We start from the raw sequence: 20,564 nt of genomic DNA on the forward strand, positions 1-20,564 counted from the left end.
TCAACTCTCCTTCTTGAATCCAAAGCGGTTCATCAAGTCGTACAAGGACGGCCTGCTGATGCCAAGCGCATCGGACGCGCGCGCTATATTGCCGTTGGTTCGCGCCAGAGCCCTGATCACTGCCCGTCGCTCGGCCTCGTCCCTGACGTGACGCAGATTGAGCTCCATCAGATCCGTTTCCGCCGCATCGAGCCCGAGATCCTCCGCGGTGATCCGGCTGGATTCCGCCATGATTACCGCACGCTTGAGGCAGTTCTCCAGCTCGCGCACATTTCCTGGCCAGGGATGCGCCTCGATTGCGGCGAGCGCATCCTCGCCGAGATGCATGGCCCCGCGCCCGTTGTCCTTCGCGAAGCGCTGGACGAACGCATGCGCCAGTAACACGGCATCGCCGTCTCGCTCCCGCAGGGGTGGGATATCGATGACAATCTCGGCGAGCCGATAGTAAAGATCCTCCCGAAAAAGCCCGGCCTGGATTTGCGCTTTCAGGTCCCTGTGCGTCGCACATACGACCCGAACATCGACCGGAATCTCCTCGCGCCCCCCAATACGTTCGACGACTCTCTCCTGCAGAAAACGGAGCAGCTTCGCCTGCAAGGACATCGGCAAGTCACCGATCTCGTCGAGAAAGAAGGTCCCCTTGTGTGCCGTTTCGATCTTTCCCAGCGTCTGCTTGGCTGCCCCGGTGAAGGCGCCTTTCTCGTAACCGAACAACTCGCTTTCCAGCAGATTCTCAGGAATCGCCGCACAGTTGATCGCAAGGAATCGTTCCTTGGATCGCGACGACAATGCGTGCAACGCGCGCGCCAGAATCTCCTTGCCCGTCCCGCTCGCGCCAAGCAATGCCACAGTGACATTTGCCGACGCAACCCTTTCAACGGTCCGACACACCTTCAACATCCCGGGATCCCGAGTGATGACTCCGGAAAGAGGACTGGTCTGCTGGGCCATGAGACGATGATTCTCCGCCTGCAGGTCATGCAGGCGAAATGCACGGTCGATCGTCAGCGCGAGCAGTTCCGGCTCAAAGGGCTTGCCGAAGAAATCATAGGCGCCCATTGCGACCGCCCTCACCGCGTTCTCGCGATCATGCTGACCTGTGAGGACGATTACCTTCGTTTCCGGGGCCAGCACCAACATCTCCCCCAAGAGCCGGAAACCTTCGCTCACGTCATCCGGATTTGGCGGCAAGCCGAGGTCCATCGTGACGACAGCGGGCTCATGGCGGCGCAACTGGGCGAGCGCGCTCTCCCTGTCATCCGCGACAACGGTTTCGAACGAATCGAACGCCCATCGCATCTGCTTCTGCAGCGCAGGATCGTCCTCCACAACCAGAAGCGTACGTCTCTTGTCGTTCATAATCCCTGCGTCATCACCACGGTCTTTATTTCATCCCGCACGTCGCGGACAACTACCGGCAGTGTGATCGCTACGCGAGTCCCCTCCCCGGGTTCGCTATCCACTGCGATGCTGCCCCCGATCTCCCGGATGTACTGCTGAGCCTCAAATGCACCGATGCCCATTCCTCCCGTTTTGCTGGTCTGGAATGGCCGGAACAATCGCTCCCGAGCGAATTCCTTCGTCATGCCGCATCCGTTGTCGGCAACGCTCAAGACCACCGAACCTTCGCCCATCGGCTTGATGCTTACTACCACCCTACCATCGTCTGGTGTCGCTTCCAGCGCATTCTGCAACACATGGCCGATGACGCGTTCAAGTCGCTCCGGGTGCGCAATGACCTCGACGGCCCCTGCCTCCCCCGCCTCAAACTCGATCGGAGGGCGTTGGTGACGCTTCGCCAGCCTCAGACGTTCGACCAGACCGTTGATTTCCACGCGCCGCGGCGGATCGATCGACCGTTTCTCCTGCAACTGCCCCATCAGGCCGCGCATGCGCGACTCCACATTCGCAACGGTCTCCAGCATGTCTTCCTGAAACGCCGGGTTATGCTTGTGCCGCTCCGCGTTCTTCAACATCAGGGAAAGCTGCGCAACAAGATTCTTCAGGTCGTGAACAACGAATGCAGACATGCGATTGAACGAGTCGAACTTCCTGGACTCGATCAAGGCCTCCATCGCCTGCATGCGTGACAGATAACTCGCTGCCTGCGCCTGCGCTGTTTTCAGCAGGTCGAGAACCTCCCAGTTCACGTCGACCGGCGTCCTTGGCGCACTAAGCAGCACGAAACCCACGAGAACGCCCCCGGATTTCAGGGGAAGAACCAGCCAGGCGCTCGAGATCTCGGACAACCACAGAGGGAGCTCCAACATCGCGTAGTTAGTCGAGCCTGACCGGTACTCCTCGAGATTGATCACCCATTCGCGTTCCGCGAGAAATCGACAGAACGAACTGCCCTCGTCCTCCGTCACCGCGATCGCCGGGTGGTTGAGCCGCGACTGGACGCAATAGCGGTGTCCCCCCGACTCCCGAAGCCAAAGCACTCCCCCGGGGCTCTCCACGAGGTCGGACAGCCCCTTGATCACCGACTCACCCAGGTCGAGCGCACCGTCAGCCGAGGACAGGGCCTGCGTGAACCGCAACCACTCGCTCCGATAGTCGTAACGGTACGGGAACAGGTGCTTGTTCAGGAACACACGCAACCTTGCTCGTTGCGCCCCCGATACCACGAACACGCTCAAAAGCAGGAGGCCTGCAAAAAGCAAGGTCAACTGGAGCGCACGCCCCCAATCGCCCCCGACGAAGCGCACGTAATACCCGGCCGCCGCGATCACCAGAAGGTAGGCCCCTGAGAGCGCCAAGGCTGTCGAATGGAACACTGCGTCTCGCGAAACCGTAATGCGGAGAGCCCAATCGGGATTGCGCCCCGCCGACACCGCGACGAGCGGAAGCGTCAACGCATGAGCGATGCCGCGCACCGCCCATACATCCGCATCCAACAGACCAAACAGGAACCCATCCGCGAAAAGGTACAGTTCGAAGACATAACTGGCCGCGAGCGCCAGGCATAGCGGCTTCAAGGCCCATCGCGACTCCGCGGGCACGGACCGGAACAGCTGCTCGATCAGTACCAACCCCAGCACCGCTCCTGCCAGAAAACTACCCAGGTGCAAGTTAGTCTGCGACAAGAACCCAGCCTCGACTCCGAACACACCGAGCAACTGTGCGATTGCCACGATTGCCGTGGCAACGATCGGCCAACGCACCACGCGTGCATTGACGGCGTGCAGAAGAATGATCACAAACGCCAACCAGCTGACCTGACGAACTGTGTCACTCATCCACGCCAGCGTAAGAGCCGTCGATGAAGGGTTACGGACGACAAAGACGTTTGCAAGCGTCCACAGGGCACTCGCCCCGACAGCCAGCAGGAGGGCTCCGCCACGCGGCCGCTTGCGCCAGCCAAGAAGCAGGTAAATCCAGAACAGCGTGTACGCACCGCAAGCGATGCCGTATGCCACACCAGCCGACTCTGACAAATCAGTCCCCTGACCTTAGCGTCGCAAAGCTACGCAGCTGACGGAGATCTCCCGATGCACACAGCAAGGCGGCAACCGCTTCGGCAGCGGCTTAGTGTGCACCTTCGCCCGTCAGCACAACCCGGACCGTTTCGAAAAGCACGAGGATATCGAGGGCCAGATTGTGGTTCTTCACGTAGTACAGGTCGTATTGCAGTTTCTGCATCGCGTCGTCCACCGAAGCACCGTACTGGTATCGAACCTGGGCCCATCCTGTAACCCCCGGCTTGACGCTGTGACGCACCGAGTAGAACGGTATCTCGCGCGTCAGCTGATCCACGAAATACGGACGCTCAGGCCGCGGACCGACCAGACTCATCTCGCCCGACAGCACGTTCAACAGTTGGGGCAGCTCGTCGATGCGTAGACGCCGGATGACACGTCCTACACGCGTGACCCGGTCATCGCCCGATTGCGCCCACCGTGGCGTTCCATCGCCTTCTGCGTCCTGCCTCATGCTCCGGAACTTGATCACCTTGAATACGCGCCCGCCCCGCCCCACGCGCTCTTGCCGGTACAGCACCGCCCCCCCATCCTCCAGCAGGATAAGACACGCCGTCACGAACATCACGGGAAGCGAAAGTATCAACAGCATCGAAGCGGCGACCAGATCGAAGCACCGCTTGACGGTCCTTCGCGCCGCCCCCTGGCGAAAACCGTCACCATAGATGAGCCAGCTCGCCTTCAATGAGCCAATCGGTACCTGCCCGTGAGCACGTTCGAAGAATGACGACAGGTCAAGAACCTTCACCCCCCTGAGCTTGCAATCGAGCAACTCCCGGATCGGAAGTACCCCTCCCCTGCGCTCCCGGACGGCCACGATGACTTCGCTTACATGGAGCCGCCTGACCGTATCAAGAAGATCGCTCCCTTCCGAAACAATCCGGCCCGGGTCCACGGTGGGCAAATCCTCCCCGACCGAACGATAAAATCCGACAAGATCCCCGCCCGCCCCTCGTTCCCCCAACGAACTGGCCACAGCCTCTGCTTCGGCCCCCGTTCCAATGATCAGCACTCGCGGGTCGAACGCGGATGACGCACCACGACGGTTCGTCAAGCCCCGCATGACGAGCAACGCCCCCAACAGCAGAACAATGGAAATCTGCACCGCCTCGGACACGAAGTACCCCCAAGGCAGTATGGCAAAAACGGCGAAGGCTACAACGACGCTGACAACGACCGACACCAGGATACGGGAGGCCGTGGTCCGACCCGCCCCATTCAATGCACCCGCGCGGTAGAGGCCAAGAGCACCGTTGAGCATGATCATCACCACGGCGAAGAGCAATGCGGACGGAACGACCACCCTCCAGTCGACAGCACTCCCACGCGACGGAAGGGCAGTCGCAAGCAGAACCGCGAGAAACAAGATCGACGCGTCGAAAACTATCTGCTGCAACGCGTGCAACGGTACGTACTGTTTCAACACCTTTAACATCGCGCATCCCCTCGCCACACGACGACCGCGGATCGTGCGCGATTACACGACGCATCAGGCCGCCCGCATCCCGTGGTACGTAGGGAAACTCTAGTGCTTTACGCTTGCCGCCGTTGTTAAACAGGTCACGCCGTTCCGAACTCCCCTCTCGTGAAACACGAAACTCCCGCGACAGGACCGTCACGCTACACGGCGTCGACAGCCTCGTTGAGCCGCTGGCGAATCTGCATCGAGATCAGATCGACCACCTCATGCGCTTCGGGGAACCACTTTCCCAAGGTAACGAAGCCATGCACCATGCCCTGAACACCAAGATGCTCAACCGCGCCCCCCTCGGAGCGCACACGCTCGACGAACGCGATGCAATCATCACTCAGCGGGTCGCACTCCGCCGTAACGACTAGCATGGGCGGGAGATCCGCGAGCGACTTCGCCTTCATGGGCGAAGCTCGCCAGTCATCTGATTCCCCCCCAGGAAGATAACGCTCGAAGAACCAGGCCAGGCTTTCCCGATCAAGAAAATATCCCGAGGCGAAGGCGTCCCGCGACGGGCGGCTGCTTTCAATCTCGGTGCAGGGATAAATCAGGCCCAGGAAGCGCAGGGCGGCAGTTCCTCGATCGCGAAGCATCAACGCTGTCACCAGCGACAGAGTGCCTCCTGCGCTGTCGCCGCCCAATCCGAACCGCTCGGGATCCACCGTCAGTTGATCGGCGTTCGCCCGCGCCCACTCGACGGCGAACAGCGCATCCTCCACCGCGGCGGGGAAAGGATGCTCCGGCGCCAGCCTGTAATCCACCGACAGCAACGCACACCCGGCCCGATTCGCAAGCTGTCGACACAGTGCGTCATGACTTTGCACGCTGCCGACACACCACCCGCCGCCGTGGAAGTAGATCAATAACGGCAACGCCTCGGCCGGACATGCCTCAAGGGGCCGATAAAGGCGCCCAAGCAATGCACTGCCGTCAGGACGCGCCATTGGAACTTCCAGCGTCGAAGCAACCGCCTCCGGCTCACCACCGAACACGAATTGCAGCTTTTCGAATGAATGCCGCGCCTGAGCGACCGTAAGCTCATGAAATCGCGGAGCACCGACCCGATACACCATGTCCAGCAAAGACCGGGCCTGATCTGTGAGAGCCATTGTGAGATACCTGACAGCGGAAGCGATCGCGGCCCCCATATTGCGGGGCGTCGCGAGATCCTAGCAGAATGAAATGGGATGCCCGATAACGGGCACTTCGTAGACGTAAAAAAGCCGCTGCCCTGGAGTAGGGAAGCGGCTTTTTTGGAGTGGGGTAGTCTGACGATGACCTACTTTCGCACTCACGAAGAGCACTATCATCGGCGCGGTCCTGTTTCACTGTCCTGTTCGGGATGGGAAGGAGTGGTTCCGGGACGCTATGGTCGTCAGACTGTAAGGGGTCACAAAGTGGAGAAGTAGAGTGTGTGGGAGTGTGATTGTTTAGCGTGTTGAGTTCGCTGTGATCCAGGGTTATAGGATCAAGCCTCACGGGCAATTAGTATCGGTTAGCTTAACGCATTACTGCGCTTCCACACCCGACCTATCAACGTTGTAGTCTTCAACGACCCTTCAGGGGGCTCGAGGCCCCGGGGAAGTCTCATCTTGAGGCGAGTTTCCCGCTTAGATGCTTTCAGCGGTTATCTCTTCCGTACTTAGCTACCCGGCGATGCGACTGGCGTCACAACCGGTACACCAGGGGTACGTCCACTCCGGTCCTCTCGTACTAGGAGCAGGTCCTCTCAAACTTCCAGCGCCCACGGCAGATAGGGACCAAACTGTCTCACGACGTTTTAAACCCAGCTCACGTACCACTTTAAATGGCGAACAGCCATACCCTTGGGACCGGCTACAGCCCCAGGATGTGATGAGCCGACATCGAGGTGCCAAACTCCGCCGTCGATGTGAACTCTTGGGCGGAATCAGCCTGTTATCCCCAGAGTACCTTTTATCCGTTGAGCGATGGCCCTTCCATACAGAACCACCGGATCACTATGACCTGCTTTCGCACCTGCTCGACTTGTCGGTCTCGCAGTCAAGCCGCCTTTTGCCATTGCACTATCAGTACGATGTCCGACCGTACCTAGGCGACCTTCGTACTCCTCCGTTACCTTTTGGGAGGAGACCGCCCCAGTCAAACTGCCTGCCATGCACGGTCCCCGACCCGGATTCACGGGCCAAGGTTAGAACCTCAACGACACCAGGGTGGTATTTCAAGGTTGGCTCCACGAGAACTAGCGTCCCCGCTTCAAAGCCTCCCACCTATCCTACACAAGTCCCGTCAAAGTCCAATGCAAAGCTACAGTAAAGGTTCATGGGGTCTTTCCGTCTAGCCGCGGGTAGATTGCATCTTCACAAACATTTCAACTTCGCTGAGTCTCAGGAGGAGACAGTGTGGCCATCGTTACGCCATTCGTGCAGGTCGGAACTTACCCGACAAGGAATTTCGCTACCTTAGGACCGTTATAGTTACGGCCGCCGTTTACCGGGGCTTCGATCAAGAGCTTGCACCCCATCACTTAACCTTCCGGCACCGGGCAGGCGTCACACCCTATACGTCCACTTTCGTGTTTGCAGAGTGCTGTGTTTTTAATAAACAGTCGCAGCCACCGATTCTCTGCGGCCCCTTCGCCCTTCGGATGTACTCCTACAAGCTAGTGGGGCATACCTTCTCCCGAAGTTACGGTATCAATTTGCCGAGTTCCTTCTCCTGAGTTCTCTCAAGCGCCTTAGAATTTTCTTCCTGCCCACCTGTGTCGGTTTGCGGTACGGTCGATTTTAGACTGAAGCTTAGAGGCTTTTCCTGGAAGCATGGTATTAGTCACTTCGGTCTCAAAGAGACCTCGTCATCACGCCTCAGCTTAGCTCCGCGGATTTGCCTACGGTGCACGCCTACACGCTTAAACCGGGACGTCCAACACCCGGCTGACCTAACCTTCTCCGTCCCCCCATCGCATCTAAAATCGGTACAGGAATATTGACCTGTTTCCCATCGACTACGCATTTCTGCCTCGCCTTAGGGGCCGACTCACCCTGCGTCGATGAACGTTGCGCAGGAAACCTTGGGCTTTCGGCGAGGGTGCTTTTCACACCCTTTATCGCTACTCATGTCAGCATTCGCACTTCCGATACCTCCAGCATCCCTCTCGAGACACCTTCGCAGGCTTACGGAACGCTCCCCTACCATCTCTTTCGAGATCCGCAGCTTCGGTTCATGGCTTGAGCCCCGTTACATCTTCCGCGCAGGACGACTCGACTAGTGAGCTATTACGCTTTCTTTAAAGGGTGGCTGCTTCTAAGCCAACCTCCTAGCTGTCTATGCCTTCCCACTTCGTTTCCCACTTAGCCATGTATTTGGGACCTTAGCTGGCGGTCTGGGTTGTTTCCCTCTTGTCCCAGGACGTTAGCACCCCAGGACTGTCTGCCGTATATCACTTTGCGGTATTCGGAGTTTGCTATCGCGGGGTAGATCGCAGTGACCCCCCCAACGATTACAGTGCTCTACCCCCGCAAGTGTCCGTACGACGCACTACCTAAATAGTTTTCGGGGAGAACCAGCTATTTCCGGATTTGTTTAGCCTTTCACCCCTATCCACAGCTCATCCCCTAATTTTTCAACATTAGTGGGTTCGGACCTCCAGTACCTGTTACGGCACCTTCATCCTGGCCATGGATAGATCATCCGGTTTCGGGTCTACGCCCAGCAACTATGTCGCCCTTATCAGACTCGGTTTCCCTACGCCTCCCCTATTCGGTTAAGCTCGCTACTGAACGTAAGTCGCTGACCCATTATACAAAAGGTACGCAGTCACCCCACAAGGAGGCTCCCACTGTTTGTATGCATGCGGTTTCAGGATCTATTTCACTCCCCTCCCGGGGTTCTTTTCGCCTTTCCCTCACGGTACTGGTTCACTATCGGTCGATCACGAGTATTTAGCCTTGGAGGATGGTCCCCCCATCTTCAGACAGGATTTCTCGTGTCCCGCCCTACTTGTCGCACGCTCAGACCCGCCACCTACTTTTCGCATACGGGACTATCACCCTGTATTGTCGGACTTTCCAGACCGTTCTGCTAAATAGATGGTTTAGTCGTGCAGGCTACTCCCCGTTCGCTCGCCACTACTTGGGGAATCTCGGTTGATTTCTGTTCCTGCGGCTACTTAGATGTTTCAGTTCGCCGCGTTCGCCTCCTCTGGCCTATGTATTCAGCCAGGGATACTCCCGAAGGAGTGGGTTTCCCCATTCGGACATCGGGGGATCAAAGCTCCATTGCCAGCTCCCCCCCGCTTTTCGCAGGCTTGCACGTCCTTCATCGCCTGTGATCGCCAAGGCATCCACCACATGCACTTAGTCGCTTGATCCTATAACCCTGGACCCTGTCGCCAGGGACCCAGTCATAGGCGAACTCACGCTTGTGCGCAACCGCCTGCTGCTGGTTCAAAGCGCAGACGATTGCAATGCAATCACACAACCCATGTTCAACCCCTGTCTTCACGCGCCGCTGACACAGCGCAACAGAGATTGCACACTTTACTTCTTCCACTTTGTTAAAGAACACTGGCACCAAGGCCTAAGCACTGCACACGACCGTGCACACTGCTTAGCCCTACAGTCGAGCCCACCGAAGCGTTGGTGGAGGATGACGGGATCGAACCGACGACCCCCTGCTTGCAAAGCAGGTGCTCTCCCAGCTGAGCTAATCCCCCTCGTTCGGTGGTGGGTCTGGTTGGGTTCGAACCAACGACCCCCGCCTTATCAAGACGGTGCTCTAACCAGCTGAGCTACAGACCCTCGTCATCTCGAGGCTCGTGCCTGAACAACCGATAAGTTGTGGATACTTGGTCAGATGCGACCTGTCTCTTGAAAGGAGGTGATCCAGCCGCACCTTCCGATACGGCTACCTTGTTACGACTTCACCCCAGTCATGAATCTCACCGTGGTAAGCGCCCCCCCGAAGGTTAAGCTACCTACTTCTGGTGAAACCCACTCCCATGGTGTGACGGGCGGTGTGTACAAGACCCGGGAACGTATTCACCGCAGCATGCTGATCTGCGATTACTAGCGATTCCGACTTCACGTAGTCGAGTTGCAGACTACGATCCGGACTACGATCGGCTTTAAGGGATTGGCTCCAGCTCGCGCTTTGGCAGCCCTCTGTACCGACCATTGTATGACGTGTGAAGCCCTACCCATAAGGGCCATGAGGACTTGACGTCATCCCCACCTTCCTCCGGTTTGTCACCGGCAGTCTCGCTAAAGTGCCCAACTAAATGATGGCAATTAACGACAAGGGTTGCGCTCGTTGCGGGACTTAACCCAACATCTCACGACACGAGCTGACGACAGCCATGCAGCACCTGTGTCCTGGTTCCCGAAGGCACTCCCTGATCTCTCAAGGATTCCAGGCATGTCAAGGGTAGGTAAGGTTTTTCGCGTTGCATCGAATTAATCCACATCATCCACCGCTTGTGCGGGTCCCCGTCAATTCCTTTGAGTTTTAACCTTGCGGCCGTACTCCCCAGGCGGTCGACTTCACGCGTTAGCTGCGTCACTCAGTGAGTTACCTCTCCGAACGACTAGTCGACATCGTTTAGGGCGTGGACTACCAGGGTATCTAATCCTGTTTGCTCCCCACGCTTTCGTGCATGAGCGTCAGTATCGGCCCAGGGGGCTGCCTTCGCCATCGGTGTTCCTCCACATATCTACGCATTTCACTGCTACACGTGGAATTCCACCCCCCTCTGCCGTACTCTAGCCGTGCAGTCACAAGCGCAGTTCCCAGGTTAAGCCCGGGGATTTCACACCTGTCTTACACAACCGCCTGCGCACGCTTTACGCCCAGTAATTCCGATTAACGCTCGCACCCTACGTATTACCGCGGCTGCTGGCACGTAGTTAGCCGGTGCTTCTTCTGACAGTACCGTCATCCACCCCCCGTATTAGGAGGGGCGTTTTCTTTCCGTCTGAAAGAGCTTTACAACCCGAAGGCCTTCTTCACTCACGCGGCATGGCTGGATCAGGGTTGCCCCCATTGTCCAAAATTCCCCACTGCTGCCTCCCGTAGGAGTCTGGGCCGTGTCTCAGTCCCAGTGTGGCGGATCATCCTCTCAGACCCGCTACGGATCGTCGCCTTGGTAGGCCTTTACCCCACCAACTAGCTAATCCGACATCGGCCGCTCCAATCACGCGAGGTCTTGCGATCCCCCGCTTTCCCCCTCAGGGCGTATGCGGTATTAGCTACGCTTTCGCGTAGTTATCCCCCATGACTGGGCACGTTCCGATGCATTACTCACCCGTTCGCCACTCGCCGGCAGGCCGAAGCCCCCGCTGCCGTTCGACTTGCATGTGTAAAGCATGCCGCCAGCGTTCAATCTGAGCCAGGATCAAACTCTTAAGTTCAATCCAACAAAGTACTCAAAGAATCATTACTGACATCTGTGAGCACTCAATCTTTGCAACATTAAAACTGCCGAAGCAGTTCGGTCGCGCCAACCAAGCACCCACACTTATCGGTTGTCCAATTTTTTAAAGAACCGCTGCCGAAGCAGCGAGAAAGAGATTCTGACAAACTTCACTACTTTCGTCAAGCACCGCAGCAAACTTTTTTAAATCCGCTGCCGCACCACCCTCTCTTTCCTACCCTCCACCGCCGCCGCACTTTCCGCCGCAGCGCTGAAGAGGCGCGAATTATATAGACCTCAAACTAGCCGTCAAGCGCTTTGTTGCGGCTACCAAGAATTAATTCATTTCGGCGCGCACCGGGGGGCGACGGGTTCGCCTGTGGCGGGAAATGCCGGTCGGAGCGTTAGCGATTCGGCGAGCCGGATCGGTGCGGGTGAGGCATTTGCTGAGCGAGGAAGGCGCAGCTCGCGAACAGTGCGGCGCCGAAGACCAGATGGGCAAGGATGGTCACCCATCCGCGGGAGACGTCGAACCATGGAAAGACGTGGGTGAAGCCGTGGAGGTTGATCACGTAGATTGCCGCACCGTAGACGGCGCCGAGGCTGATGGAGGACGGGACGTTGAGGGTGCGCGCGAGGGGCCAGGCGATCAGCGCGTAGATGTACGACAGCGCGAAGTGGACGGCGGTCGCGCAAGCCATGACGTCCCAGCGCCAGACGGGCCCCTGCCCCAGCACGCCAGCGCCCATGACGATGGCTGCAGTCAGGCGGGCGTCGCGCAGGAGCGTGTCGATGACGGGCGTGCCGTCGAGCCACCACAGCAACATCTGGGCGAAGGTGGCGACGGTGCCGGCAATTATGCCGGCGCAGGCGGCGGCGAGCGCACTCGGGCGGATCATGAGGACCGGGTCTCGTGACAGTGCAGCCGGGCGCAGATGTGGCGGGCGAGGCCGAGGCCGCCCGCGCGCATGAGGGAATCGTGGTTCCAGCGGAACACGGGACGGGCCAGGGGGGCGAGCAGGTTCATCCACAGGGGCCTGGTGCAGACGAGCCATTCGTAGCGGAGGATCGTCATTCCGTCGCTGAAGGTGAAGTGCCAGCGGCCGATGCCTTCGACTTCACCGACGACCTGCGCTTCAAGGAGACGGTGGCGCTCGACCCGGGTGACGCAGCTGGTGAAGCGCAGGCGGTAGGGCAGGCGCCCTTTCCAGGTGTAGTGCTGGCGCGCGCCGATGCCGTCGGTGTCGCCGGGGTCCAGAGCGACCACGGATTCGACGCCGGCCCACCAGTCGGGCCAGCGTTCGGGGTGCGTAATGACGTCCCAGACGGTTTCGAGCGGAGCGTCGAGTTGCCAGAGCGTTGTGAGGTGATATTGATTGCTGGCCGACGGCCGCATGCTTGTTCCCTGTCAGGGGGTGAAGAAACGCTCCGGAAAGGCTGGTTCGAGTTCGGCGTCGCTCATGTCGACCGTTTCGATGACATCCAGTGCCACGTCGTAGCTTTGCACTTTCAGGGGAAAGAGGGTCCCCTTCTCGAACCAGACCCGGTAGCGGTGCACGCCGTCGACGTGGGCATTGTCGGCTCCGGTGATTTCGACGAGGTGCGCAGGGCGTCCGGCAAGCTCGGCATCGACCGGCGTGCCGGCCCCGCCCCTGGCGCGAAGTTCGACAAGTCTTGCGAGCAGTGAGCCGACGTCGGAGCGGTCGACGCTGTGGCCCCCGGCGCTGCGGATCAGGGGGTTATCGGGAGCGAGGTTGAGGGCGGGGAAGTGCCCGGCGCCGAAAGGCCAGAGGTGAACGCGGCGTGCGGCGGGATCATAGACAAGCACCGCACCGCTGTGGGGTTCGACGAAGTCGAGGCGTATCCAGCCCGGCTTGCGGTAGGCGCATGCGATGATCTGTCGCTGGCCGTCGGCGGCGAGCGAACGGAGCGTGACGCGGTAGCCTTCGAGCGCACGAAAGCGCTCCTGTGCGTTGTGCAGGAGATCCGCGGCAACCGGAGCGGCCGCACTCAGGGCCAGGGCAAGCATCAGCCACCGCACGTCGGGCCCCCGCGGGTCATGACGGCGCTGACGCGAAACGCGGGCGTGGTCGGTGGCTTATCGGCGGGATCGCGCACCGGCGGCTCCAGGTCCGGGTTCAGAACGTCGAACAATGGAAGAAACCGCGATGGCCGATACAGGTGGTGGACGTGGGCATCCGGCTGTAACGCTCATGGCGCTCCTGCGCATTGAGCCGCAGGATGCAGTCGCGCCACTGGTCGGAGTCCTGCTTGTAGCCAAGCCTTTCGCAGGCCGGTCCATATATGGTGATCATCTGTTCGACCTCGCGTTCGACCTGGGCGGCACGCTCGGCGGGGGTGGCGCAGGACACAAGCAGCGCGGCGAGCGCGAGAGGGAGGGCTGTATGCATCGCTGGCTCCGGATCTGTCGAGGAGGTGATCAATGCTAGTTCGCAAGCTTCATTATTAGAGCAAATCCGGGACGTGGTGGTTTCTGGATCACCCTTGCGAACGCTATCCGACGCGGGAAGTGGCACCCGCTAGTTGCGGATTTCGAGCGTGCCGGACATGCCGCGTTCGCGGTGGCTCTTGAACATGAGGAGGCGACTCGGGCAGTGGAATGAATACTGCCCCGGCGGCAGGTCGATCTGCACCGTCTTCGGCGTCGTGGCGAGTTCGATATCGGCGACCGGTTTGCCGTCCGGGCCGTCGAGCACGAAACGGTGCGGGACGATGCCCTCCTCCATCCTGACGATGAGGTGAAGCGGCTTACCGGCCCTGGCGAGGATGCGATCAGGCCTGAAGAAGTAGCTCCCGCCGACGATGGTGATGCGCTGGACGCCGTCGCTGTCGATGGTGGCGGGGACGGTCTGGTCCTGAGCGGGAAGATTCGGCGCCCAGGCGACGGACGACGCGAGGCAGCCCGCGGCGACGAGGCGCCGGGCAAGAGGACGGGAAGAGGTGGTAGAGACGGGCCGCACGCGGATCATTCCAGGGGCGCGGGGTTCTTCTTTGGGCGGAGGTTGTTCTTCGGCGCGCTGCACGAACAACCGGTGCAGGCGGGTTGCCGGGGCCGCGTGGGGAGAACCGCTTCAGCAGGCGGACCATGCCGCTTCTGCGTATTCCCGGCTGCTTTCGCGACTGCGACGTGCGCGGCACGCAACCTCGGCCGCACGGCACCGGCACTTCAGTAGACTGCAGCGGGAAGAAAAATATCCCGGCACGCAACGGCGCGACGGCAAATGAAGGGCAAGGTACCGCCGGGGAGCACGCCGTTCTTGCCTCTTTGCGCTAAGCTCTCGCGTTCGATCGCGGCCGATGCCCGGCCCGCACCCACCGCAAGAACAATCCGCCCGTGACACCCGCTGCGCCAGACCACCCCCGCCCGCGCTCGCCGCTGCATCTGTTCATCGCCTTCACCGTGCTTGCGCTGCAAGGTTTCGGCGGGGTGCTCGCCGTCGCACAGCGCGAGCTCGTCGACCGCCGCCGCTGGATGACGCGGGAGGAGTTCGTCGATGCCTATTCCGTCGCGCAGCTGCTGCCCGGCCCCAACGTCGTCAATCTGTCGTTGATGCTCGGCGACCGCTTCTTCGGCTGGCGCGGCGCGTTCGCGGCGATCAGCGGGATGCTGTTCGCGCCGCTGGTGCTGGTGATCGTGCTCGCCGCGAGCTACAACCAGCTCGCGAGCTTCCCTGCGGTGGCCGGCGCCCTGCGCGGGATGGGGGCCGTGGCGGCGGGGCTGATCCTCGCGATGGCACTGAAGATGCTCGGCACGCTGCGACGCAATCCGCTCGGGCCGGTGCTGTGCGCGCTGCTCGGGCTGACGACCCTGGTCGCGGTGACCGTGTTCCGGGCGCCGCTCGCGTGGGTCGTGATCGGGCTGGGCACGGCCGGCTGGTGCATCGCGCGCTGGTGCATCGTACGCCGGGAGAACGGCCGATGATGGGCAGCCTGCCGCTGGCCGACCTCGTCGACCTCTTCCTGCGCTTCCTGATGCTGTCGCTGCTGTCGATCGGCGGCGCGATGTCGACGGCGCCCGAGATGCATCGCTTCCTCGTCGCCGAGCGCGGCTGGCTCGACGATGCGGAATTCACGACCGCGATCGCGCTGGCGCAGGCCGCACCGGGGCCGAACGTGCTGTTTGTACCCGTGCTGGGCTTCCAGGTCGCCGGTGTGGTCGGCGCCGCCGCTGCGCTGCTCGGCATCCTGCTGCCTTCCACGCTGCTGTCGCTGGGCGTGAGCCGCTGGGGGGCGCAGCGCCGCGATGCGCCGGCGGTGCGCGCCTTTACTGCAGGCCTCGCTCCGGTGTCGGTCGGACTGGTGTTCGCGACCGGCTGGCTGCTGAGCCTGCCCTTCATCGCGGCGCCGGATCACCGGCTTGGCGCGCTGGCGCTGATCGCGGCGACCATGGCCGTGACCTTGAAGACGCGGTTTGCACCAATCTGGATGATCGTCGTCGGCGCAACGGTCGGCGCACTGGGCGGAGTCTGAGACGATCCGACCGCGGGGCACGATCCGACGGGGCGGCACCACCGGCCGACGCATATTCCTTTCGATGTATCGCGAAGCGGACAAGTCTCTGACTTGAAATCGCAATTCGTGCCGCCGCAAATTGACACGCGTCAAAGCTTCCGCGTATCTTGGGCGCAACAATCCGTAACATAAATCGGCACTCCCGCACGAAAGGCGGGGTCGCAAAGCTTCCGGTCTACAACCTTTTCGAGGTCACGATAGCGGGGTTGCCGGGCCCGGTTCGCGCGCTGCAGTGCGGCGCGGACGAGGGCTCGTGATGGCGTCGCGGGCGACAGTCTCCCTCCCTGCCCCACGCATTCGCATGCATGGGGAACAATTTCGCAGGCGAGGCCGGTGCGCTCCGACACAATTCGAATGGCGAGGCTCAATCGCGCGGCCACTAGACAGGCCGCGATCGGGCAGGCGCCGCACGAATCATCGTCACGGCGTGCAGCCGCCTCACTCCGAGCTCATCAGACCGGTCGCGCCACGACGAGAGCGTTAGCATGCAAACGGCAATCCCGAGCGACGACGACAATCCCCGTACGGCGAGGCTGCGGCGCGCGGCTGCCCGTGCGTCGGTACGCCCGCGGATGAAGGCGCGCTGAGCGATGGCAGCGCAACTACCCGGTTCCTGTTGTTCGTCCCGCCCCCTGCAGGCCGCCGGGGCTTTGCTGAAGCGGGCGCGCAGCGCGCTGCCGCAGCTGTTCGCCGGCCGCGTGAGCATGACGCGCTTCGTCGCGCATCAGGTCATCGTCTTCGTCGCGCTCCTGCTGGTGGCGATCCAGCTCGTGACCCTGGTTGCGCTGAACTGGGCGGTGTCGGAGAACGCACGGGAGTCGGTGCGCAAGGAAGTCGAAGTCGGTCGGCGGATCTTCGTGCGCATGATGGAGGATCGTACGCAGCAGCTGACCACGGCCGCGAGCGTGCTGGCCTCGGATTTCGGCCTGCGTCAGGCGCTGATGAGCAGCGACCAGGCGACCATCGTATCCGCGCTGAACAACCACGGCGCGCGCATCGGCGCCGCGAAGATGATGTTGATCGGGCTCGACCGGCGGGTGCTGGGTGAGACCGCGGCACGGGGCAGTAGCGGCGAGCGAGCGGCATTTCCGTTTCCGCACCTGATCGAGGACGCCGAACGCAAGGGTGCGGCTTCCACGATCGCGTTGATCGAACATGCGCCCTTCCAGCTCGTTGTCGTGCCGGTGCTGGCGCCGGTTCCGGTCGCGTGGGTGATGGTGGCGTTCAGCGTCGACAACAAGCTCGCGCAGGATCTCGGCCTGCTCACCGGCCTCGACGTCTCTTTCTCCACCTGGACGCGGGAGCGCGGCTGGAACGTTGCCGCGACGACGCTGCGGCCGGCAGGGACCCGCGCCCTGCTGGGCGCGCTCGGCCCGCCGGCGGGAACCGCCGTGCCGGCGATTGCTCCCGACCTGCTCGGCGCCGATTTCCTGCTTTCCGGTTCGGTCCTCGGCCGCGAGAACGAAGCTGCGGTCGTCGCCATCCTGCAGAGCTCGCTGCGCGACGCGATCTCGCGGTTCGACGGACTGCGCGTGATCCTGCTCGCACTCGCGGCCTTCAGCCTGTGCGCGACGGTGGCGGGCAGCCTGTGGATCGCGCGCAGCATTTCGCGGCCGGTGTCGGCACTGGCCGAATTCGCACGCCGCATGGAGCGCGGGGAGTACGACCAGGGACCGCCGGAAACGCGCTCCGACGAACTCGGCGAGCTCGCCGCCAGCTTCAACCGCATGCGGCTGGCGATCGCTGCGCGCGAGCAGCAGATCAAGTCGATGGCCCTGCAGGATGCGCTGACCGGCCTGCCCAACCGCGCGCTGTTCAACGAGCGCCTGCAGCAGGCGCTCGGACTCGCCCGCCGGCTCGCGCAACCGGTGAGCGTGCTGCTCATCGACCTGAACCGCTTCAAGGAGGTCAACGACACGCTCGGCCATCATGTTGGCGACCGCCTGCTGTGCGAAGTCGCCGAGCGCCTGCGTACGGTTCTCGTGCGCGCGTCCGATACGCCCGCCCGCCTTGGCGGCGACGAATTCGCGGTGCTGCTGCCCACGGCCAGCGAGGCGATGGCCGAGGCGACCGCGCGCAAGATCCTGCTGGCCTTCGAAGCGCCGGTATTCGTCGAAGGCCGGCAGCTCGACGTCGGCGGCAGCATCGGCATCGCGACCTTCCCCGAGCACGGCGACGACCCCATCGTGCTGATGAGCCGGGCCGACGCGGCGATGTACGTGGCGAAACGCAAGCGCACGGGCTGCGCGGTGTACGACGTCAGCTTCGACACGGAAGCCGAGAATCACGGCCGCCTGTCGCTCACCGGCGAACTGCGCCAGGCGGTCGAGGAAGACCAGTTCGTGCTGTATTACCAGCCACGCCTCGATCTCGCCAGCGGCGCGATCACCGGCGTCGAAGCGCTGGTGCGCTGGCAGCATCCGGTGCGCGGCTTCGTGCCGCCGGACCAGTTCATCCCCTTCGCCGAACAGACCGGCTGTATCCGCGAGATCACCCAGTGGGTGATCGGCCGCGCCTTCGAGCAGTGCGCCCGTTGGCGCGCAGCAGGGCTGGCGCTGCAGGTGTCGATCAACCTTTCCGCGCGCGACCTGCTCGGGCCCGAATTGCCGCAGCGCTGCGCAGAATTGCTCGCGAGCCATGGCGCCTCGCCGCAATGGTTCCTGCTCGAAATCACCGAGAGCGCGATCGTCGATGACCCGACGCGCGCGCTCGACACGGTGACGCGGCTGCACGAGATGGGATTCAGCCTGTCGATCGACGACTTCGGCACGGGCTACTCCTCGCTCGCACAGCTCAAGCGCCTGCCGGTGGCCGAACTGAAGATCGACAAGAGCTTCGTCATGGACATGGCGCGCGATCCCGACGACATGACGATCGTGCGCTCGGTGATCGATCTCGCCCACAACATGGGGCTGAGCGTGGTGGCCGAGGGCGTCGAGACGGACGAGGTGCGCCAACTGCTGTACGACATGGGCTGCGACTACCTGCAGGGCTATCACATCTGCAAGCCGCTGCCGACCGAGCAGCTCGAACCCTGGCTCGCGCGCGATATGGCGCTGCACAGCACGACGGCAAAGGAGACATGACATGAAGTTCGATGAGGGACTGGCCTGCCTCGCGTTGGTTCTGTGCGCGCCCCAGGCTTGGGCGGCGCCGTTCGACGACCTGGGCGTCGAGCTCGTCTATGACGACAACCTCACGCGCGCGCAACTCGGGCGGGACATCAAGGGCGACCTCGCGCTCTCCGTCTCCACGTCGGGCGGCCCGCGCTTCCAGCTCACCGACCATGACAGCCTGTCGCTGAAGGGCACCCTGGCCGCCACCAAGTACCGCCATTACGACGGCCTCGACAACATCAACGCCGGCCTGGCGCTGGGCTATCGGCGGAAGTTCGGTCTCGGCCCCTACGTGCCGCAGCTCGCGCTGACCGGATCGGCGACGCGGCTGGAGTACGACAGCCGCCTGCGCGACGGATGGCTGTATGCGGCCGACGCCGAGGCGAGCAAGCGGGTGACGGAGCGCCTCGCGCTGCGTGCCTTCGTGCGCAGCGAGCGGCGCGAATCGGACGACGTGCCCGCGCGCGTGGTCCCCTTCATCCGCGCCAACGTCTTCGACCTGAGCAGCCGCAGCGCAGGCATCGGCGCCGACTTCGCGTACGCGCCGCGCTACCTCGTTTCGGTCGCCTACACCTGGCATCGCGGCGACATCGTGTCGACGACGCAGCGCAACCTGCCGGTCTTCCTCGCATCGAGCGCGATCGCGCCGGATCCGGTGTTCGGCGACAATACTTATGCATATACGATGCCGGCACGGACGCGGGTGTTCAGCATCGGCGTGAGCCGCGAAGTGGGCCGCCAGTCCTCGGTCAGCCTCGGCTACGAATACCGCGACAGCCGCGCCGACGGCGGCATCGAATACAGCGGGAACCTGTTCCGCGCGACCTATCTTTACGGATTCTGAACAGCGATGAATACACGCGCACGCTTACCTGCTGCACCACGCGTCGGCGGATCAAAGGCCGCTTTCGGCGGCCTGCTTGCGCTGCTGGTGCTCGCATTGCCGGCAGCCCCCACCGCCGCGGGGGACATCCGCGCCACGGTGCGCGACCGCGACGGCAAACCCGTCGCCGATGCTGTGGTGGTCGCGGTTCCAGCCGGCGGCGCTGCGGGCGCTGGCTCCCCTCCGGGCGTCGCCGAGGAGGACCAGCGCAACAAGGAATTCGTGCCGTACGTGCTGCCGGTACAGGCCGGCACGCGGGTGCATTTCCCGAACAACGACAACATCCGGCACCACGTCTATTCGTTCTCGCCGGCCAAGACCTTCGAGCTGCCGCTCTACAGCGGCACGCCGACTTCGCCGGTGCTCTTCGACAAGCCGGGCGTCGTCATCCTGGGGTGCAACATCCACGACTGGATGGTCGGCTACATCTACGTGTCCGAAAGCCCGCATTTCGCGAAGACCGGGGCCGACGGCAAGGCGACGCTCGGCGGCCTGCCGGGCGGCGACTACACGCTGCGGGTGTGGCACCCGCGGCTCGAAGGCAGCGAGCAGGCGACCGCGCGGCCGCTCGCGGTGCCGGCGACCGGGGCGGTCGACGCGGCCACGACGATAGTGCTGACACCGGACTTCCGCGCCCGGCGCGCACCGTCGCCGGGCCGCGGCGGCTACTGAAGCGCACCGGCCCGCACCGGCA

At 62.2% G+C, this 20,564-nt stretch carries 14 protein-coding genes, 2 tRNA genes, 3 rRNA genes and 1 riboswitch; of the genes, 5 read left to right on the forward strand and 14 right to left on the reverse strand.

Translation table 11 applies throughout. The annotated features are described in order from the left end of the window. The 14 genes from prsR to AzCIB_RS16910 form a co-directional block, all read right to left on the reverse strand. Nucleotides 1-1,359, reverse strand: coding sequence for a PEP-CTERM-box response regulator transcription factor (prsR, locus tag AzCIB_RS16845; RefSeq protein ID WP_050416942.1), 1,359 nt, complete (start codon nt 1,357-1,359; stop codon nt 1-3). Then, the gene (gene prsK, locus AzCIB_RS16850; RefSeq protein WP_050416943.1) at nt 1,356-3,437 is read right to left on the reverse strand and encodes an XrtA/PEP-CTERM system histidine kinase PrsK; all 2,082 of its coding nucleotides are present in this window, start codon (nt 3,435-3,437) and stop codon (nt 1,356-1,358) included. Before prsK ends, prsR begins: the two co-directional genes overlap by 4 nt. 91 nt (nt 3,438-3,528) lie before the next feature. Next, nucleotides 3,529-4,914, reverse strand: a complete 1,386-nt coding sequence (locus AzCIB_RS16855; protein ID WP_050416944.1) for a TIGR03013 family XrtA/PEP-CTERM system glycosyltransferase — start codon at nt 4,912-4,914, stop codon at nt 3,529-3,531. A gap of 185 nt (nt 4,915-5,099) precedes the next feature. Next, nucleotides 5,100-6,059, reverse strand: a complete 960-nt coding sequence (locus tag AzCIB_RS16860; RefSeq protein ID WP_083447165.1) for an alpha/beta hydrolase — start codon at nt 6,057-6,059, stop codon at nt 5,100-5,102. A gap of 157 nt (nt 6,060-6,216) precedes the next feature. After that, nucleotides 6,217-6,330 (reverse strand): 5S ribosomal RNA (gene rrf / locus AzCIB_RS16865). An 84-nt stretch (nt 6,331-6,414) separates the two neighbouring features. Further along, nucleotides 6,415-9,298, reverse strand: a 23S ribosomal RNA gene (locus AzCIB_RS16870). Nucleotides 9,299-9,567: 269 nt separating this feature from the next. After that, nucleotides 9,568-9,643: transfer RNA gene (locus AzCIB_RS16875), tRNA-Ala, on the reverse strand. A gap of 8 nt (nt 9,644-9,651) precedes the next feature. Continuing rightward, nucleotides 9,652-9,728, reverse strand: a tRNA-Ile gene (locus tag AzCIB_RS16880). Nucleotides 9,729-9,800: 72 nt separating this feature from the next. Next, nucleotides 9,801-11,336, reverse strand: a 16S ribosomal RNA gene (locus AzCIB_RS16885). The 16S, 23S and 5S rRNA genes sit together here with 2 tRNA genes alongside, the layout of an rRNA operon. A 406-nt stretch (nt 11,337-11,742) precedes the next feature. After that, entirely contained in the window at nt 11,743-12,237 is a 495-nt protein-coding gene (locus AzCIB_RS16890; RefSeq protein ID WP_050416945.1) for a hypothetical protein, read from the reverse strand. Continuing rightward, on the reverse strand, nt 12,234-12,734 hold the full coding sequence (locus tag AzCIB_RS16895) for an SRPBCC family protein (protein WP_050416946.1): 501 nt from the start codon (nt 12,732-12,734) through the stop codon (nt 12,234-12,236). The genes AzCIB_RS16890 and AzCIB_RS16895 overlap by 4 nt, the downstream gene beginning before the upstream one ends. A 12-nt stretch (nt 12,735-12,746) precedes the next feature. Then, nucleotides 12,747-13,367: a LolA-like protein gene (locus tag AzCIB_RS16900; protein ID WP_050416947.1), complete on the reverse strand. Its 621-nt coding sequence runs from the start codon at nt 13,365-13,367 to the stop codon at nt 12,747-12,749. Nucleotides 13,368-13,476: 109 nt separating this feature from the next. Continuing rightward, the gene (locus tag AzCIB_RS16905) at nt 13,477-13,749 is read right to left on the reverse strand and encodes a hypothetical protein (protein ID WP_050416948.1); all 273 of its coding nucleotides are present in this window, start codon (nt 13,747-13,749) and stop codon (nt 13,477-13,479) included. 129 nt (nt 13,750-13,878) lie between these two features. Then, complete coding sequence (locus AzCIB_RS16910) at nt 13,879-14,328, reverse strand: cupredoxin domain-containing protein (protein ID WP_232299250.1); 450 nt, start codon at nt 14,326-14,328, stop codon at nt 13,879-13,881. Between the two features lie 365 nt (nt 14,329-14,693). On the opposite strand from AzCIB_RS16910, the gene AzCIB_RS16915 reads away from it, so the two are divergent. From AzCIB_RS16915 to AzCIB_RS16935, 5 genes are all read left to right on the forward strand, one after another. Continuing rightward, entirely contained in the window at nt 14,694-15,281 is a 588-nt protein-coding gene (locus AzCIB_RS16915; protein ID WP_050416949.1) for a chromate transporter, read from the forward strand. Further along, a complete protein-coding gene (locus tag AzCIB_RS16920) occupies nt 15,281-15,829 on the forward strand; it encodes a chromate transporter (protein ID WP_050418423.1) in 549 nt (182 codons plus the stop codon). The genes AzCIB_RS16915 and AzCIB_RS16920 overlap by 1 nt, the downstream gene beginning before the upstream one ends. 167 nt (nt 15,830-15,996) lie before the next feature. Then, nucleotides 15,997-16,085: riboswitch (cyclic di-GMP riboswitch) on the forward strand. A 376-nt stretch (nt 16,086-16,461) separates the two neighbouring features. Further along, nucleotides 16,462-18,957 (forward strand): bifunctional diguanylate cyclase/phosphodiesterase, encoded by a 2,496-nt coding sequence (locus AzCIB_RS16925; RefSeq protein ID WP_232299252.1) that lies wholly within the window; start codon nt 16,462-16,464, stop codon nt 18,955-18,957. A gap of 1 nt (nt 18,958) precedes the next feature. After that, nucleotides 18,959-19,831 carry a hypothetical protein gene (locus AzCIB_RS16930; RefSeq protein ID WP_050416950.1) on the forward strand — a complete coding sequence of 291 codons (873 nt, stop codon included), beginning with the start codon at nt 18,959-18,961 and terminating at the stop codon, nt 19,829-19,831. Between the two features lie 6 nt (nt 19,832-19,837). Further along, nucleotides 19,838-20,542, forward strand: a complete 705-nt coding sequence (locus AzCIB_RS16935) for a methylamine utilization protein (RefSeq protein ID WP_050416951.1) — start codon at nt 19,838-19,840, stop codon at nt 20,540-20,542. The last annotated feature ends 22 nt before the right edge of the window (nt 20,543-20,564 follow it).

This window comes from Azoarcus sp. CIB (genome assembly GCF_001190925.1).
Taxonomy (GTDB): domain Bacteria; phylum Pseudomonadota; class Gammaproteobacteria; order Burkholderiales; family Rhodocyclaceae; genus Aromatoleum.